Origin of the sequence: Pelagibius sp. 7325, from assembly GCF_037652055.1 — a bacterium.
Lineage (GTDB): Bacteria > Pseudomonadota > Alphaproteobacteria > Kiloniellales > Kiloniellaceae > Pelagibius.
Genome location: NZ_JBBKAH010000002.1, coordinates 449,400 through 465,681, shown reverse-complemented (window position 1 = coordinate 465,681; position 16,282 = coordinate 449,400). Strand labels below are relative to the sequence as shown.

Sequence of the window (16,282 nt, the reverse complement as noted above, 5' to 3'; positions counted from 1 at the left end):
CTCACGAGCGTTTCATCTTCGGGTCCAGCGCGTCGCGCAGCCCGTCGCCGAAGAGGTTGATGGCAAGCACCGTGACGAGGATGGCCAGACCCGGGAAGGTCACCACCCACCAGGCGCGGGTGATGAACTCGCGGGCGTCGGCCAGCATGGCGCCCCACTCCGGCGTCGGCGGCTGGGCGCCCTGGCCGAGGAAGCCGAGCGCCGCGGCGTCGAGGATCGCAGTGGAAAAGCTGAGGGTCCCCTGCACGATGAGCGGCGCCATGCAGTTGGGCAGCACGGTGATGAACATCAGGCGCGGCAGGCCGGCGCCGGCGACCCGCGCGGAGGTGACATAGTCGCGCGCGCTTTCCGAGATCACCGAGGCGCGGGTCAGGCGCACGAAGTGCGGCAGTACCACCACGGAGACCGCGATCATCGCGTTGGTCAGGCTGGGACCCAGCAGCGCCACCAGCACCAGCGCCAGCAGGATGGAGGGGAAGGCGAGGATGATGTCCATCAGCCGCATGATCATGGTCTCGACGAAGCCGCGGAAGAATCCGGCGACGAGGCCCAGGGTGATGCCGGCGGAAAAGGCGATGGCGACGACGATGGTGCCGACGTAGAGCGAATAGCGCGCGCCGTGGATGAGGCGCGAGAAGATGTCGCGGCCGACCGCGTCGGTGCCCAGGACGAACGTCCAGCTGCCGCCCTCCATCCACACCGGCGGCTGCAGGAAATGCTCGCGGTACTGCTGGATGGGCGAGTGCGGTGCCACCACGTCGGCGAAGATCGCCAGCAGGATCAGCAACACGACGATGGCGAGGCCGGCGACGGCGCCGTTGTTCTCCGAGAAGTAATGCCAGAACTCGCGCAGGCGCTCGGCATGCACATTGCGCTCGGCGGCGGGGATCTTCAGGCTGTCTTCGCTGCTCGCCATGGGCTCTCCTCCTAGCGCCGATGCCGGATGCGCGGGTTGATGAGGCCGTACATGAGGTCGACGCTCAGGTTGACGATCATCACGATGCCGGCGATCAGCAGCAGGCCGCCCTGCACCGAGGGATAGTCGCGGCGGAAGATCGAATCGACCATCCACTTGCCGATGCCCGGCCAGGCGAAGATCGTTTCGGTCAGGATGGCGCCGGCCAGCAGCACGCCGACCGAAAGCCCGATCACCGTGATGACCGGGATGAGCGCATTGCGCAGCGCATGCAGGCCGACGACCCGCCAGGGCGCCAGGCCCTTCGCGCGCGCCGTGCGAACGTAGTCTTCACTCAACACCTCCAGCATGGCCGAGCGGGTCTGCCGCGCGATGACCGCCAGCGGGATGGTGCCTAGCGCGATGGTCGGCAGGATGAGGTGGCGCAACGCCGAGGTGAAGGCGCCCTTCTCGCCGGACAGCAGGCTGTCGATCAGCATGAAGCCGGTCGGCTGGTCGAAGAAATAGAGGATGTCGATGCGCCCCGACACCGGCGTCCAGGAAAGCGGCGGCGTCGAGAACAGAATGATGAGGATCAGCGCCCACCAGAAAATCGGCATGGAGTAGCCGGTCAGCGCGACGCCCATCAGGCTGTGGTCGAACCACGAGCCGCGTTTCACTGCGGCGATGACGCCGGCCGGCAGGCCGAGGACGATGGCAAAGACGATGGCGCAGAACGACAGCTCCAGCGTCGCCGGGAACAGCGTGAAGAATTCCTGCAGCACCGGCCGTCTGGTGACCAGGGAGTTGCCGAGATCGCCCTGAAGTATGTCGGCGACATAGAGGAAGTACTGCTGCCAGATCGGCTTGTCGAAGCCGAACTGGCTCATCAGCTCGGCATGGCGCTCGGGCGTGACGCCGCGCTCGCCGGCCAGCAGGGTGACCGGGTCGCCCGGCAACAGCCGGATGAAGGCGAAGGCCAGGATGGTGATCCCTAAGAAGGTCGGGATCAGCTGGCTGAGCCGGGTAATGACGAAACGAAACATAGTATCGAAGCGGAAGGGCCGAAGCGCGAACGGGAGGAGCCTGTGCTCCTCCCGTCCCTTGCGCGCTTTACGGGCGCTTCCGGGTTCCTACTCGATGTCGACGCCGTAGAAGACGTGACCACCGAAGGGATCGATCTTGAAGTTCTTCACTTCCTTGCGCACCGGCTTGAACACGACGGAGTGCGCGATGGTCGCCCAGGGGGCCTGCTCCTTGAAGACGATCTGAGCCTTCTTGTAGAGCTCGGCCCGCTTGTCGTGATCGCTGACCGTCTTGGCTTCCTGGATCAGGTCCTCGAAGGGCTGGTAGCACCACTGGGCGCGGTTGGCACCGCCGACGGCGTCACAGCCCAGCAGCACGGCCAGGAAGTTGTCCGGGTCGCCGTTGTCGCCGGTCCAGCCCAGCAGCACGGCACCGTCGCGGTTCACATCCTTGGACCGCTCCAGGTACTCGCCCCACTCGAAGCTGACGATCTCGGCATCGACGCCGACGGCCTTCCAGTCGGCCTGGATCAGTTCGGCCATGCGGCGGGCGTTGGGGTTGTAGGGGCGCTGCACCGGCATGGCCCAGACCGAGGTCTTCAGGTCGGTGACGCCGGCTTCCGCCAGCAGGGCCTTGGCGGCTTCCGGATTGTAGGCGTCGTCGACCGTCGTCTCGTTATACGACCAGATGGTCGGCGGGATCGGGTTCTTGGCGACCTTGCCGGCCCCCTGGAACACGGCATCGATGATGGCTTCCTTATTGATCGCCATGTTCAGCGCCTTGCGCACGGCCGGATTGTCGAACGGCGCCTTCTGGGTGTTATAGGCCAGATAGCCGACGTTGAGGCCTTCCTGCTGCATCAGGTTGATGTCAGCATCGGCCTTCATGGCGTCCAGGTCGGCCGGGTTCGGATACGGCATGACATGGCACTCGCCGGCCTTCAGCTTCTGATAGCGGACGCTCGCATCCGGCGTGATGGCGAAAATCAGGTTGTCGATGGCCGCCTTGCCGCGCCAATAGTCCGGGTGCGCCTTGAAGCGGATCACCGCGTCCTTCTGGTAGGCGACCAGCTGGAAGGGACCGGTGCCGACCGGCTCCAGGTCGACCTTCTCCGGCGTGCCGGCTTCCATCATCTTGTCGGCGTACTCGGCCGAGAGGATGGAGGCGAAGTCCATCGCCAGGTTGGCGATCATCGGCGCCTCGGGCCGGTTGAGGACGAACTTCACGGTGTAGTCGTCGACCTTCACGATGTCCTTGATCAGGTCGGGCATCGACATGCCGTTGAAGTACTCGTAGGAGCCGCCCGAAACGCCGTGATAGGGATGGTTCTTGTCCCACTGGCGGGCGAAGGAATAGACCACGTCGTCGGCGTTGAACTCACGGCTCGGCGTGAAGCCCTCGGTGGTCTGCCATTTCACACCCTGGCGCAGGTGGAAGGTGTACTCCAGGCCGTCCTCGGATACGTCCCAGGATTCGGCGAGGCCCGGCTCGATGTTGGTGGTGCCGGTGGTGAACTCGACCAGCTTGTTGAAGACCTGGCGCGAGGAGGCGTCGAAGGTGGTGCCGGCGGTGTACAGCGAAGGGTTGAAACCCTCGGGGCTGCCTTCCGAGCAGAAGACCAGGGTCTTCGCCTCGGCTGCCAGGCTCACGCTCATGGCCATAATCAGGCCGAGCGCTGTGGTGCTAAACTTCTTATGCATGGTGAACTCCCTGCTAGAGCCGTTGTCGACTTGTTGTCTTGATTGCGGCTGTGGCGCGATAGCGCGCCGCTTCTGGACTTGCAAGCTAAATGGCGGGCAAATTACCTGTCAATGACGATGCCGTGACGCAGCGCTTAAAGGGCCCGAGGCCGGCAATCACCGGAATCCCTCGCCTTTTTCCGCGGACCCGGCAGCGCCGGCCGGTCAAACATCACGGTCGGGTCTGCCCCTGACCCTGCACCTTATACTTGTAGCTGGTCAACTGCTCGGCACCCACGGGCCCGCGGGCGTGCAGCTTGCCGGTGGAGATGCCGATCTCGGCGCCCATGCCGAACTCGCCGCCGTCGGCGAACTGGGTCGAGGCGTTGTGCATCACGATTCCGGCGTCGACCTCGTCGAGGAAACGCGCCGCGGCCGCGGCATCCTCGGTGAGGATCGCCTCGGTGTGGTGGGAGCCGTGGCGGTTGATGTGGGCGATCGCCTCATCGAGGTCCTCGACCACCTTCACCGCGATGATGGGGGCGAGATATTCGGTCTCCCAATCCGCCTCGGTCGCCGCCTCGGCCTCGGGCATCACCCGGCGTACGATGGCATCGCCGCGGATGGCGCAGTGGGCGTCGGCGAGCGCTTTCAGCAGCCGCGGGAGCAGGCTGTCGGCCAGTGCCTTATCGACCAGCAGGGTCTCGGTCGCGCCGCAGATGCCGGTGCGCCGCATCTTGGCGTTGACCACCACGTCGACCGCCATCTCGGGGTCGGCGGCGGCGTGCACGTAGGTGTGCACCATGCCGTCCAGGTGGCTGAACACTGGGATGCGGCTCTCGCGCTGCACCCGCTCGATGAGGCCGCGCCCGCCGCGCGGCACGATGACGTCGACGAAGTCGGTCATGGTCAGCAGGATGCCGACGGCGGCACGGTCGGTGGTGGGGATGCGCTGGATCGCCGCCGCGGGCAGACCGGCTTCCCGCAGGCCCGCCTGCAGGCAGTCCAGGATGGCGCCGGCGGAATGGAAGCTCTCGGAACCGCCGCGCAGGATGGCGGCGTTGCCCGATTTCAGGCACAGCGCGCCGGCATCGGCGGTCACGTTGGGCCGGCTCTCGTAGATGATGCCGATCACCCCCAGCGGCACCGAGACGCGGGCGACCTTCAGGCCGTTGGGGCGCTCCCACTCGGCCAGCACCCGGCCGACCGGATCGGGCAGCCCGGCGACGTCTTCGACGCCTTTGGCCATGGCCTCGATGCGATCGGAGGTCAGTTCCAGGCGGTCGAGCAGCGCCGGCGTCAGCCCCTTGGCGCGCGCGGCGGCCATGTCCTTGGCATTGGCGGCGGCGATTTTCGCGGCATCGGCGCGGATCGCCCCGGCGGCGGCCTTCAGCGCCCGGGTCTTGGTCGCCGGGTCGGCCAAGGCCAGCTCGGCGGCGGCCGCGCGGGCCGCCCGGCCGAGGTCCGTCATCACGGCCTGCAGGTCTTCCTGCTTGAGAGCGGCTTCGGCGGGCATGGCTAAAAACTCCAGCTACTTCAATATTTTACGACAGCACGAGGTCGTCCCGGTGGATCAGCTCCTCACGGCCACGGTAGCCGAGAACCGCTTCGATTTCACGGCTCTTGTGGCCCTTGATTCGCTGGGCGTCGGCGGCGGAGTAGGCGGCCAGGCCGCGGGCCACCTCGTTGCCGTCGGCGTCGCAGACCAGCACGGCGTCGCCCCGCTCGAAGCGGCCCTCGACGGCGGTGACCCCGGCGGGCAGCAGCGACTTGCCGCTTCTGAGGGCCTGCAGGGCGCCGCCGTCGACGGTGACCCGCCCGGCGGGCTTCAGGCTGCCGGCAATCCAGCGCTTGCGCGCGGTGCGCGGCTCCACGGCGGCGAGGAACCAGGTGCAGCGCGCGCCGGCCTCGACGGCGTTCAGCGGGTGCATGCGCCGGCCGTTGGCGATGGCCATGCGGCAGCCGGCGCCGGTGGCGATCTTGCCGGCGACCAGCTTGGTCACCATGCCGCCGGAGGAGTAGCCGGTGGGGGCGACGCCCGCCATGGCCTCGATGTCGGGCGTGATCTCGGCGACCTCGGGGAAGAAGGTTGCGTCGGGCTCGAGGCGCGGGTCGGCGCTGTAGAGCCCGTCGATGTCAGACAGCAGCACCAGGGTGTCGGCGCCCAGCATCGCGGCCACGCGGGCGGCCAGGCGGTCGTTGTCGCCGACTCGGATCTCGGTGGTCGCCACGGTGTCGTTCTCGTTGATCACCGGCAGGGTGCCGAAGCGCAGCAGGGTGTTCAGGGTGGCGCGCGCGTTCAGATGGCGGCGGCGCACCTCGGTGTCTTCCAGGGTCAGCAGGATCTGCGCCACGGTGATGTCGTGGCGGGCGAGGGACTCCTGGTAGGCATGGGCGAGGCGGATCTGGCCGGTGGCGGCGGCCGCCTGCTTTTCTTCCAGGCGCAGGGTCTTCTGGGTGAGGCCCAGGTGGCGCCGCCCGACGGCGATGGCCCCGGAGGAGACCAGCAGCACCTCGGTGCCCCGGCGCATCAGCTGGGCGACGTCGTCGGTGAGGGCGTCCAGCCATTCGCGGCGGATGGTGCCACTGTCGTCCACCAGCAGGGCAGAGCCGATCTTCACCACCAGGCGGCGAGCGCTGGAAATGCCGGGCTGGGCACTTTCAGCAGCCCCTTCCTGCGAAGAGGGCCTGGTCATGGCCGGAAACTCTCCGCACGTTCGGCCGCCTCTTCGGCCTCTTCCTTGCGGCGCTGCCGCTCGGCCTGGATATGCTGCCACAGGCGGGCGACGACGGTGTCGATGCCGGCCCCGGAGACACCGGATAGGCACAGCACCTCGGCCCCGGACGCCTTTTTCAGCGCCGCCTGCTTTTCCTTGCGGGCGTCCTCGTCCAGGGCGTCGATCTTGTTGAGGCCGATCACCTCGGTCTTCTCGTCCAGGCCGCCGCCGTAGGCGGCCAGTTCGTGGCGGATGGTGCGGTAGGCGCCGACCACGTCGTCCTGGGTGCCGTCGATCAGGTGCAGCAGCACGCCGCAGCGCTCGATGTGGCCGAGGAAGCGGTCGCCCAGGCCGCTGCCCTCGTGGGCACCCTCGATGAGGCCGGGGATGTCGGCGACGATGAACTCGTTCTCGCCGATGCTGACCACGCCCAGGTTGGGGTGCAGCGTAGTGAAGGGATAGTCGCCGATCTTCGGCCGCGCGCGCGAGACGGCGGCCAGGAAGGTCGACTTGCCGGCGTTGGGCAGCCCCAGCAGCCCGGCATCGGCAATGAGCTTCAGGCGCAGCCAGACCCACATCTCCTCGCCCGGCCAGCCGGGGTCGGCGCGGCGCGGCGCCTGGTTGGTTGACGACTTGAAGCGGGTATTGCCGAAGCCGCCGTCGCCGCCCTTCAGGAAGACCAGGCGCTGGCCCGCGTCGGTCAGGTCGGCCAGCACGGTCTCCTTGTCCTCGCTGAGGATCTGGGTGCCGGCGGGCACCTTGATGACGATGGGCGGCGCGGCGGCGCCGGTCATGTTCTTGCCCATGCCGCCGTCGCCCCGCTTGGCCTTGAAGTGCTGGCGGTAGCGGAAGTCGATGAGGGTGTTCAGGCTGTCGACCGCCTCGAAGACGATGTCGCCGCCGCGTCCGCCGTCGCCGCCGTTGGGGCCGCCGAACTCGACGAACTTCTCCCGCCGGAAGGAGACGCAGCCGTTGCCGCCGTCGCCGCTCTTCAGGAAGACCTTGGCCTCGTCGAGGAATTTCATGATCCGGTTCCTGCGGTGGTCGCCTCGCGTGCCTGCCGCCAGGTCTGGCGGGTCAGCAGGAAGCGGTTGGCGGCGACGAAGTCCTGGCGTGCCTCGCTCCATTGGCGGGCAATGCCATTGGCGGCGAAGCCGGCCTTTTCCAGCACCCGGCCGGAGGCGGGATTGTCGGCGAAGTGGCCGGAGGTGAGCGCCTCGGCGTCCAGCTTTTCGAAGCCGTAGACCACCAGCGCCTGGGCCGCCTCGGTGGCGAGGCCGCGGCCCCAGTGCTCCGGGGCCAGCACATAGCCGAGTTCCATGTTGCCGGGCTCGGTGCGGCGCAGGCCGGCGGCGCCGATCACCTGGCCGTCGTCTTTCAGGGTAACCGCAAAGGTGTATTCGCTGTCCGTGCTGCGGGCCTCGGCATGGCCGGCGATCCACGCGGCGGCGGCGTCTTCGGGATAGGGGTGGGGGATGCGCGCGGTCATCTGCGCGACCTCCCAGCGCCCGGCGAAAGCAGGCACCGCCGCGGCGTCCTCGGCCGCGAAGGGCCGCAGGATCAATCGCTTCGTTTCCAGTCTGACGCTCATCGAACCACTGCACTCTGCCGCACGTTCAGGAGGACATAGAAAAAGGGAGATGGCGACCCATCTCCCTCCTTCAGTCGGCTGTTGGCAGATGGGCGCCCGGTGGCACCCACCGGCGTTATTCAGCGGCGCTCGGCGACGGCTGCTCAGCGGCGTCGACGGACACGTAGGTCCGCCCGCCGCGCTTGGTCTCGAAAGAAACCGCGCCCTCGACCAGAGCGAAGATGGTGTGGTCCTTGCCAAGGCCGACGTTGCGGCCCGGGTGGAACTTGGTCCCACGCTGGCGTACCAGGATGTTGCCCGGCACGACGACTTCGCCGCCGAATTTCTTGACGCCGAGACGGCGTCCGGCGGAATCGCGTCCGTTGCGAGAGCTACCGCCAGCCTTTTTATGTGCCATGGCTTAGTCTTCCTTCTTCTTCGAAGCTGCCTTCTTGGCAGTGGTCTTCTTGGCGGCCGCCTTCTTGGCCGGGGCCTTCTTGGCAGGCGCCTTCTTCGCGGCAGCCGGCTTTTTGGCCGCCTTCTTGCCAGAGGCCTTCTTCGGCGCGTCGCCTTCGGCTTCGTCCGACTTCTTGGCTTCGGCGGCCTTCTTCGGCTTGGCCTCCGGCTTCTTGCCGTCGGTCAGGATATCGGTGATGCGGACCACCGTCAGATCCTGGCGATGGCCGGCGGTGCGGCGGTAGTTCTGGCGGCGCTTCTTCTTGAACACCAGGATCTTGTCGCCGCGGGTCTGCTCGATGACCTCACCGGCCACGCAGACCCCCTCGATGAAGGGGGCGCCGGCCTTGGTATCGGCGCCTTCGCCGACCATCAGCACGGAGTCGAAGGCCACGACTTCGCCGGCCTCGCCATTCAACTTCTCGACGACGATGACATCGTCCTTAGCGACTTTGTACTGCTTGCCGCCGGTTTTGATCACTGCAAACATTGCGCGGGCTCGCCTGGTTCTCGGCCTAATCGTTAGCCTTTGGAGGGCCATCTGGCGCGAACATCGCCGCCGGGAAGGCCCAAAATGAAGCACCGCGGCCCAAGGAGCCACGGTTGATGGGCGCGCACTATAGCTCTCACGCCCGGCCTGTCAACGCGATTCTGGCCCCGATTTTAAGGCTTCCCGGGCCCCGTTTTCCGCCGGTTTCAGGCGAAGCCGGAAAAGGGTTAACGGCCCCACGGGAAACACGTTTTCCCGGTCGGCCGCCGGGGGCTGAATGCTCCCCGCTGTCGATAGAATGGGCGCGGATCGCCGTGGCGCCAGCCCCAAGGGTACTCGGGGGACGGCCGGGGATCGCTCGGGGCGCCCCCGGCAAAGCCTGCGCTTGCCAGCACGGCGGTGCTTCGCTAGTAAGGGCGCGCCGTTCGCGGCGGGTCTTTCGCACTGGATTCCGCCGCGCCCTAGCTTGCGGAGGGGTGCCGGAGTGGCTGAACGGGACGGTCTCGAAAACCGTTGTGCGCGAGAGCGTACCGAGGGTTCGAATCCCTCCCCCTCCGCCATAGCAACAGAGCCCCGGTTTTCCCGGGGCTCTGTTGCTATGAGGATGGTCGGTCGGTGACCCAAGCGCTGTTCGTGCCGGCATCGGCAGGGGTGCGCCGCAAAGCGGCTCAGACGATCCGATAGACTTGGCCGGATCCGGCGTCCCGATACAGGTCCACCCGCGCGCCGTCCCAATGGTAATCGAGGTGGCGCCCCTGCAGCGGTGCGGCGGCAACGTCGGGATAGAAGAGTCCGACGCATTCCCCGCCTGCACAGCGGACGCTTGGATAGACGATGCCGTCGGCGCCGGACGCGCGCAGCCGGTCGCCCAGGGCCTGGGCGGCCGCATAGTCGTCCGGATCGAGGATGTCGGCGTGGGCCGAGGCCCCGGGGCGCAGATCATGCAGATCGGCCGTCACGTCGAGGACGATTTCGCGAAACTGGGACGTCCAGCCCTCCCGCTCATGGGTTCGGGCCATGAAGCGGCCGTGGTGGTAAGCCGTCTCGAGCAGAGCGACATCGAAGCGATTCCCGGCATAGAGAACGCCGAAAGAGCCGTTGCCGAACCGGCTCGGGCGATCGGGACTGACATGGGTGAAGGGGGCCATCAGATAGGTGGCGCCGGGGCCGCCCACCCGCCGCGCCTCGGGAACGAGGTCCAGATTGCCGATGGTCGCCATCAATCGCGGGTTCGTCTTCTGCTCGGCGGAGATCAGGAGCGGCCAGTCCGCCGGATCGGCAATGTCCTCGAACAGATCAATGGGCGGATGGAGGCTCCTGATGATGCGCACGGCGCCCCGCCATGCGACGGTCGAAACCGGTATCGCCGCGGTGTCGGTCACCAGGCGCCGCGTTCTGCGTCCAGATAGCGGCGCACGCGCATCAGGTCGGTGAGTTCGCCGCCCAGCATGATCTCAAGTGCCGTGTGTCCCGCGAACGCGGCGTTGGGTGCCTTGATCCAGGCGTAGGCCCGCTGAGGCTCGCGAAAGACGATGCGAAGCGCCTTGTGGATGCCGATGATGTTGGACAACCGCGCCTTCCCGTCACGCGTGATCCGGCCCGGGCCCTCGGCCTTCCAGCGGCGATAGGTTCTGACGGGCAGGTCCAGCAGAATCGCCGCCTGCTCGTCCGTGATTTCCCAGTGCCTGAACAGATTGAGCGTGGCACGGAACAGGGCCGCCGCTTCTTCGTCGGTGATGGGCCCGGCTACGAATTCGGATGGCCGGGTGTCGATGGGCAGCAAGTGAGGCATGGGATGCTCCTGCAATATGGCATTATATAGCAAATGTAATGCCATTTGGCAATAGCGGCTGCCGGCGCCATGCCGGCAAGCCCCATACCCTAGAGACGAAGTCCGCTCGGCCCGGCGGCGCTCAATCGACCACCACGAAACTGCGCAGTTCGATGCTCTCGCGCGGCGGGGCGTCGCTGCGCAACTGCGGCGGCTGGAAAGCGCTGTGCGGGGTGAAGCGGGCGCGGCCGTCGTCCAGGCTGTCCCAACCCTTGATCAGCAGCACTTCGTCCGGCGTCATGCGGGGGGCGTAGTACCAGCGCTGCGCCGGATTATGGGCGAGGTGATAGATCTCGCCGACACGATCGGGAAAAACCTGGTCGGTGGCGACGAGGTCGTCCGGATGCACGGTCGAGGCATCAGCCAGGGTAAGCGGAGAGCGCTCGACGGGACCGCGGATCGGCCGCCAGACGTTCACTTGCAGGATGCGCGCACCGGCCGCGGTGAGACGGGCGAACTCCGCTTCTCCGAGGACGTCGGCCGCGCGGCGCGGGCCGCTGCCGGCGGTGTAGTCGACATGCACGCGGCCTGCCGGCCCGCGCGCGCCGTCACGGTTGGCTGCGCCCTTGCCGTCGTCGGAGCGCCGCGTGACGTCGAAGACAACGACCCGGCTCGCGCCGAACAGGCGCGCCAGCAGCGCCTCGGTCTCCGGCACATATCGTTGCTCGACGGCGTCGTCGTCGTGAAGGTCGCCGGCCGCCGTCGGCGCGCGGTGCAGGGCGAAGCCCTCACGGTCGAGCGAGAAGGAGGCAGCCAGCGGCCGCAGATCGTGGATGGAAACCTCGCGCGCCTCGGTCTCGAAAAAGTATTTCGGCGCGCCGCCGGTCAGCGCGGCGCTGTGGAGGACCGGTTTCTCGGCCTGCGGGCGGATGAAGGTCAAGGCGGCGCGTAAGCCGGTGTCGGACTGAAAGGTCCGGTCGCGCGGCTCAAGGGCGGTGGCGGTCTGGTTCATGGCGGTTTGCTCCTCTGCTCAGCCTGGCGGGCTCCACTCTTTGGGTCCCTTTTGCAGATAAGGCTGCCGCTTTCGGGTAAAATGGGGGTCTTTGGAACTTAATTCATGCCGCAAATTCACAAATACAAGGATATCGACAGGGGCGCAGCGGCCCCGGAAAGTCAGAGGCCCGGCGGGGATGATTCAGCGACGGGCGCCGCACAAGCGACAACGCAAATCCGCGGATTTCCGCAAATTCGGGGCCGCCGCTTGCCGCAGGAAGCCATTGCGCTAGTTGGAAGGGGGGCCTCATAATCGCAACCGCTGGCTGATGGGTGCCAGCTTACGGCGGGTTGACCTGAATGGATCTCATCGGGCTCGCGATCAAGCGGCCAACGGCGGTTGCTGCGGCTGTGCTTATCGTGCTGGCGCTCGGCCTCGTCGCTCTGCAGACGATTCCGATTCAGCTTACCCCGGACGTGCGCCGCCCGGTGCTGCAGATCACCACCTCCTGGTCGGGCGCGTCGCCGCTGGAAGTCGAGCGCGAACTCACCAATCGCATCGAGGAGGAACTGACCGGCATCGAGGGCGTCGCCGAGATGTCGAGCGATTCCGGGCTGGGGCGCAGCCGCATCACCCTGGAATTCGACATCGGCCAGAACATGGACCGCGCCTTCATGCTGGTGTCGAACCGCTTGGGCAATGTCTCCGACCTGCCCGACGAGGCGGGCGAGCCGTCGATCCGCACCTCTGGCTCCGAGGACGTGCCGATCGCCCGCATGGCGATGCGCCGGCTGCCCGGCAACACCCGCGACATCGAAACCTACGGCGACCTGCTGGAGGACCTGGTGGCCGACCGCCTGCAGCGCGTGTCCGGCGTTTCCCAGGTCGACTATTCCGGTGGCAGCGGGCGCGAACTGCAGGTCATCATCGAGCCCGCGGTCCTGGCCGGCTACGGCCTCACCGTGCCAAGGGTGATGCAGGCGCTGCGCGATGCCAACGTCTCGCTGACCGCCGGCGCGGTCGATGAGGGCAAGCGCCGCTACATCGTGCGCACCGATTCGGAAACCGCGACCGTGGAGCGTGTGCGCTCCATTGTGCTGCAGACGTCCTATACGCCAAACGGTGACGCCGACGGCGGCGGCGGCAGCCGCATGGCCGAGGTCACCGTCGGCGACATCGCCGAGGTGCAGCTCGACTACGAGGAGCCGACCAGCAATCGCCGTTTCAACGGCGAGCCCATGATCAGCCTCAACGTGGTGCGCGAGAGCGGTGCCAACGTCATCGCGACCATGAACAACCTGCGCACGGCGGTACGCGAGCTGAACGAAGGGCCGCTGCGCTTTGAGCAGGTCGAGCTCGAGGTCTATTACGACGAGACGCTCTACATAGATTCGGCGATCGACCTGGTGCGCCAGAACATCTTCGTCGGGGGCGCGCTGGCCGCCTTCATTCTCATGCTGTTTCTGCGCTCCTGGCGCGCCACCCTGGTCGTCATCGTCGCGATCCCGATCTCGGTGATCGCCACCTTCGTGGCCATGGCTGTGGTCGGGCGCTCGCTGAACGTCATCTCGCTGGCCGGCATCGCCTTCGCCGTCGGCATGGTGGTCGATGCCGCCATCGTCGTGCTGGAGAACATCTTCCGCCTGCGCCAGGGCGGGGCCCCCTCGGCGGCGGCCGCTCGCGAGGGCGCCAGGCAGGTGTGGGGGGCCATTCTCGCCTCCGCGCTCACCACCGTGGTAGTGTTCATACCGATCCTGCTGCTGGAGCTGCCGGCCGGCCAGCTGTTCCGCGATATCGCCGTCGCCATCTCGGTGTCGGTGCTGTTGTCGCTGCTGGTCGCCATCACGGTGATCCCGACCCTCGCCAACCGTATGCTGGGGCGGCCGCACGCCGATTTCACCAAGCGCCTGCGCGTGCCGGTCCTGGACGATCTGGCGGGGCTTTTCGTGCGCGGCGTCATGGCCATGCTGCGCGCCGTCATCACCAGCCGCGTGGCCTCGGTGGCCCTGGTCGGCGTGATCTGCGGCGGGGCGGCGCTCGCCACCTACGTCTTCATGCCGCGGCTCGACTACCTGCCCGACGGCAACCGCAACTTCGTCTACTCGCGCGTCCAGCCGCCGCCGGGCTACAACCTGGACACCACCTACCAGATCGCCGAGCGCATCGAGGCGGCGACCAAGCCGCTGTGGCGCGCCACCGGCGCGGTCGACGACGGGCGGGACGGCCCGCCGAGCATGGAGAATTTCTTCTTCGTCACCTTCCGCGACATCATGTTCGTCGGCGCCAGCAGTGCCGATATCGAACGCGCGGGCGAGCTGGTGCCGGTGCTGCGCAAGGCGATCAACGCGGCCGACCCGGGGACCAAGGGCTTCGTGTCGCAGTCGTCGATCTTCGGCCGTTCGGTGGGCGGCTCGCGCGCCATCAACCTGAACGTGACCGGCCCCGACATGGCCGCGATCCTCGAGACCGCCAAGCGCGCCGACCAGTTGCTGGCCGAGGCGTTCCCCGAGGAAAGTGGCGCGCAGACGCGTATCGAGCCGGGTCTGGATCTCGGTGCCCCGGAAATTCGCGTGACGCCCGACCTGCGCCGCCTCGCCAAGGCCGGACTCTCGGCGCGCGATCTCGCCGTCTCCATCGACGTCATGAACGACGGCGCGCGGGCGGGCGAGATCAATCGCGGCAGCCGCCGCATCGACGTCGTCCTGCAGGGCCCCGAGGGGCTGGTGACCAACACCCAGGGCATCAACGCGCTGCCCATCGTCACCGCCACCGGGCTGGTGCTGCCGGCCGACTCGCTGGCCGACATCGAGATCACCAGCGGCCCGACGGAGATCCTTCACGTCGATCGCGAGCGCGCCATCACCATCACGGTCAGCCCGCCCAAGTCGATGCCGCTGCAGGACGCCATTGAGATCGTCCGCAACGAGGTCGTGGCGCCGCTGGAGGCGGAGTGGCTGGCACCGGGCATGAAGCTCAGCCTCAGCGGCGCCGCCGACGACCTGTCGGAGACTTGGGGTGCGCTGCAGCTGAATCTCGTCGTCGCCCTGATCATTGTCTACCTGGTGATCTCGGTGCTCTACGAGAGCCTGGTCTATCCGGCGATCATCATGCTCTCGGTGCCGCTGGCCACCGCCGGCGGTTTGCTCGGCCTCGCGCTGCTCAACGTCTACATCGCCCAGCCGCTGGACATGCTGACCATGCTTGGGTTCGTCATCCTCATCGGCATCGTGGTGAACAACGCCATCCTGCTGGTCGACCAGGCACTGCAGAACAGCCGCGCCGGCATGGGCTCCAGCGAAGCGATCCTGCAAGCGACGCGCAACCGCATCCGCCCGATCTTCATGTCGACCATGACCTCGGTGTTCGGGTTGCTGCCGCTGGCGGTCTTTCCCGGCGCCGGATCGGAACTCTACCGCGGCCTCGGTTCGGTGGTGATCGGCGGCCTCAGCCTCTCCGCCGTGCTGACCTTGGCGATCATTCCGCCGCTGCTCTCGCTGTTGCTGCCGCGCGACAGCGCCGGCAGCGCCAGGCTGGATCAAACCTACCAGCTGGCGGCGCAGTAGCCGCTATTCCCGCCAGAGTTCGGGCCGCATCAGCGCGTCGCAGCAGGCGACCGTGCCGCGGAGCGTGCCGATCAGGCCGGGCCGCAGCGCATGCACCATCCAGGCCTCGGCCTGCGCTGCGGGGATCGGGTAGGGGGCGTCGAGGCCCAGACGCCCGGCCGGCTCGAAGCCGAAGCGGCGGTAGTAACCGGGATGGCCGAGCACGAAGACCAGAGCGGTCCCCGCCGCGCAGAGGCGCTCGACGCCTGCGGCGATCAGCGCGCCGCCGATGCGCTTGCCCTGGGCTTCCGGCACTACCGCCAGCGGCGCCAGGATGGCGGCGGCCCGGTCTGGCGGTGCCGAGCCCAGGCGGGCGCGGGAGAACAGGATGTGGCCCAGCGGCCGGCCTTCCGCCTCCGCGAGCAGCGACAGCGTCGGCTGCGCTGTCGGGTCGCTGAGGATCGCGCGGACCAGCGCGGCTTCCTCCGCCTGGCCGAACGCCTGCTGGTGGATCCGCAGAATGCCGGACAGATCGCTCTGCGCCGCGTCGCGGATATCGGCGCGAAGCGGTGCGCTCATGCTTCGCCTAGAGCGCGCAGGGCCGCGGCTTCGACGCTGCGGATCCACGCATTCTTGCAGTCGGTGTAAGCATAACTGTCGTCCGGGCGCAGCGCCTGGCAACGCTGCTTTTCGGCTTCGTAGGCCCGCGCCAAGGCGGGGTTCGCGCGCAGGCAGTCGCGGAACGCCAGATGTCGGGTGATCTCCGGCGAGCCCTCCTGGTAGCCGTGAAGCTGGAACAGGCGCCGGCCGCTTGCCGGATCGTCCTTGCTGCAATAGCGGCGGCCCGGCAGCCCCAGTTCGCCGCGCCAGCGGTAGCCCAGCCCTTCGACCGCGTCCTGCAGCGCGTCCAGGCGGTCTAGGCTGGAGACGACGGGAATCAGGTCGACGACCGGCTTCGCGCGGATGCCGGGGATGGCGGTGGAGCCGATGTGATGCACCTTCACCAGCACCGCGCCGAGGGCTGCGTGCAGCCGCGCCGCTTCGGCCTCGGCCTGGTCGCGCCACTGTGGATCATGGGGCAGCAGGTCGACTTTGATGGGCATCGGCAGACTCCGCGAACGACGGCGCCACCCTAACCTGCA

The 16,282-nt window shown here is 67.6% G+C and carries 15 protein-coding genes and 1 tRNA gene; 2 read left to right on the top strand and 14 right to left on the bottom strand.

Annotated elements, in window-relative coordinates; translation table 11 throughout:
• Nucleotide 1: 1 nt before the first annotated feature.
• The 9 genes from WDC82_RS04210 to rplU all read right to left on the bottom strand — a co-directional run bounded on the left by WDC82_RS04210 (nt 2) and on the right by rplU (nt 8,833).
• On the bottom strand, nt 2–916 hold the full coding sequence (locus tag WDC82_RS04210) for an ABC transporter permease subunit (RefSeq protein ID WP_340116003.1): 915 nt from the start codon (nt 914–916) through the stop codon (nt 2–4).
• A gap of 11 nt (nt 917–927) precedes the next feature.
• Nucleotides 928–1,941, bottom strand: a complete 1,014-nt coding sequence (locus WDC82_RS04205) for an ABC transporter permease subunit (RefSeq protein WP_340116002.1) — start codon at nt 1,939–1,941, stop codon at nt 928–930.
• Nucleotides 1,942–2,028: 87 nt separating this feature from the next.
• Nucleotides 2,029–3,621: an ABC transporter substrate-binding protein gene (locus tag WDC82_RS04200; protein ID WP_340116001.1), complete on the bottom strand. Its 1,593-nt coding sequence runs from the start codon at nt 3,619–3,621 to the stop codon at nt 2,029–2,031.
• Between the two features lie 211 nt (nt 3,622–3,832).
• Nucleotides 3,833–5,116, bottom strand: coding sequence for a glutamate-5-semialdehyde dehydrogenase (locus WDC82_RS04195; RefSeq protein WP_340116000.1), 1,284 nt, complete (start codon nt 5,114–5,116; stop codon nt 3,833–3,835).
• 28 nt (nt 5,117–5,144) lie between these two features.
• Nucleotides 5,145–6,296, bottom strand: a complete 1,152-nt coding sequence (gene proB / locus WDC82_RS04190; protein ID WP_340115999.1) for a glutamate 5-kinase — start codon at nt 6,294–6,296, stop codon at nt 5,145–5,147.
• Nucleotides 6,293–7,342, bottom strand: a complete 1,050-nt coding sequence (gene obgE / locus WDC82_RS04185; RefSeq protein ID WP_340115998.1) for a GTPase ObgE — start codon at nt 7,340–7,342, stop codon at nt 6,293–6,295. Before obgE ends, proB begins: the two co-directional genes overlap by 4 nt.
• Nucleotides 7,339–7,908, bottom strand: coding sequence for a GNAT family N-acetyltransferase (locus tag WDC82_RS04180; RefSeq protein WP_340115997.1), 570 nt, complete (start codon nt 7,906–7,908; stop codon nt 7,339–7,341). Before WDC82_RS04180 ends, obgE begins: the two co-directional genes overlap by 4 nt.
• Before the next feature lie 115 nt (nt 7,909–8,023).
• On the bottom strand, nt 8,024–8,305 hold the full coding sequence (gene rpmA / locus WDC82_RS04175; protein ID WP_340115996.1) for a 50S ribosomal protein L27: 282 nt from the start codon (nt 8,303–8,305) through the stop codon (nt 8,024–8,026).
• Between the two features lie 3 nt (nt 8,306–8,308).
• Complete coding sequence (gene rplU, locus WDC82_RS04170) at nt 8,309–8,833, bottom strand: 50S ribosomal protein L21 (RefSeq protein ID WP_340115995.1); 525 nt, start codon at nt 8,831–8,833, stop codon at nt 8,309–8,311.
• A gap of 470 nt (nt 8,834–9,303) precedes the next feature.
• Here rplU and WDC82_RS04165 point away from each other — a divergent pair.
• A tRNA-Ser gene (locus tag WDC82_RS04165) sits at nt 9,304–9,393 on the top strand.
• A 108-nt stretch (nt 9,394–9,501) separates the two neighbouring features.
• On the opposite strand, the gene WDC82_RS04160 is transcribed toward WDC82_RS04165, so the two are convergent.
• The 3 genes from WDC82_RS04160 to WDC82_RS04150 all read right to left on the bottom strand — a co-directional run bounded on the left by WDC82_RS04160 (nt 9,502) and on the right by WDC82_RS04150 (nt 11,616).
• On the bottom strand, nt 9,502–10,215 hold the full coding sequence (locus WDC82_RS04160) for an RES family NAD+ phosphorylase (protein ID WP_340115994.1): 714 nt from the start codon (nt 10,213–10,215) through the stop codon (nt 9,502–9,504).
• Nucleotides 10,212–10,616: an MbcA/ParS/Xre antitoxin family protein gene (locus tag WDC82_RS04155; RefSeq protein WP_340115993.1), complete on the bottom strand. Its 405-nt coding sequence runs from the start codon at nt 10,614–10,616 to the stop codon at nt 10,212–10,214. The genes WDC82_RS04160 and WDC82_RS04155 overlap by 4 nt, the downstream gene beginning before the upstream one ends.
• Before the next feature lie 130 nt (nt 10,617–10,746).
• Entirely contained in the window at nt 10,747–11,616 is an 870-nt protein-coding gene (locus tag WDC82_RS04150) for a CmcJ/NvfI family oxidoreductase (RefSeq protein WP_340115992.1), read from the bottom strand.
• A 341-nt stretch (nt 11,617–11,957) separates the two neighbouring features.
• On the opposite strand from WDC82_RS04150, the gene WDC82_RS04145 reads away from it, so the two are divergent.
• Nucleotides 11,958–15,161, top strand: a complete 3,204-nt coding sequence (locus WDC82_RS04145) for an efflux RND transporter permease subunit (protein WP_340115991.1) — start codon at nt 11,958–11,960, stop codon at nt 15,159–15,161.
• Between the two features lie 3 nt (nt 15,162–15,164).
• On the opposite strand, the gene WDC82_RS04140 is transcribed toward WDC82_RS04145, so the two are convergent.
• Together WDC82_RS04140 and WDC82_RS04135 are read right to left on the bottom strand one after the other, a co-directional pair.
• The gene (locus tag WDC82_RS04140; protein ID WP_340115990.1) at nt 15,165–15,719 is read right to left on the bottom strand and encodes an N-acetyltransferase; all 555 of its coding nucleotides are present in this window, start codon (nt 15,717–15,719) and stop codon (nt 15,165–15,167) included.
• A complete protein-coding gene (locus WDC82_RS04135; RefSeq protein ID WP_340115989.1) occupies nt 15,716–16,243 on the bottom strand; it encodes a GrpB family protein in 528 nt (175 codons plus the stop codon). The genes WDC82_RS04140 and WDC82_RS04135 overlap by 4 nt, the downstream gene beginning before the upstream one ends.
• Nucleotides 16,244–16,282: the final 39 nt, after the last annotated feature.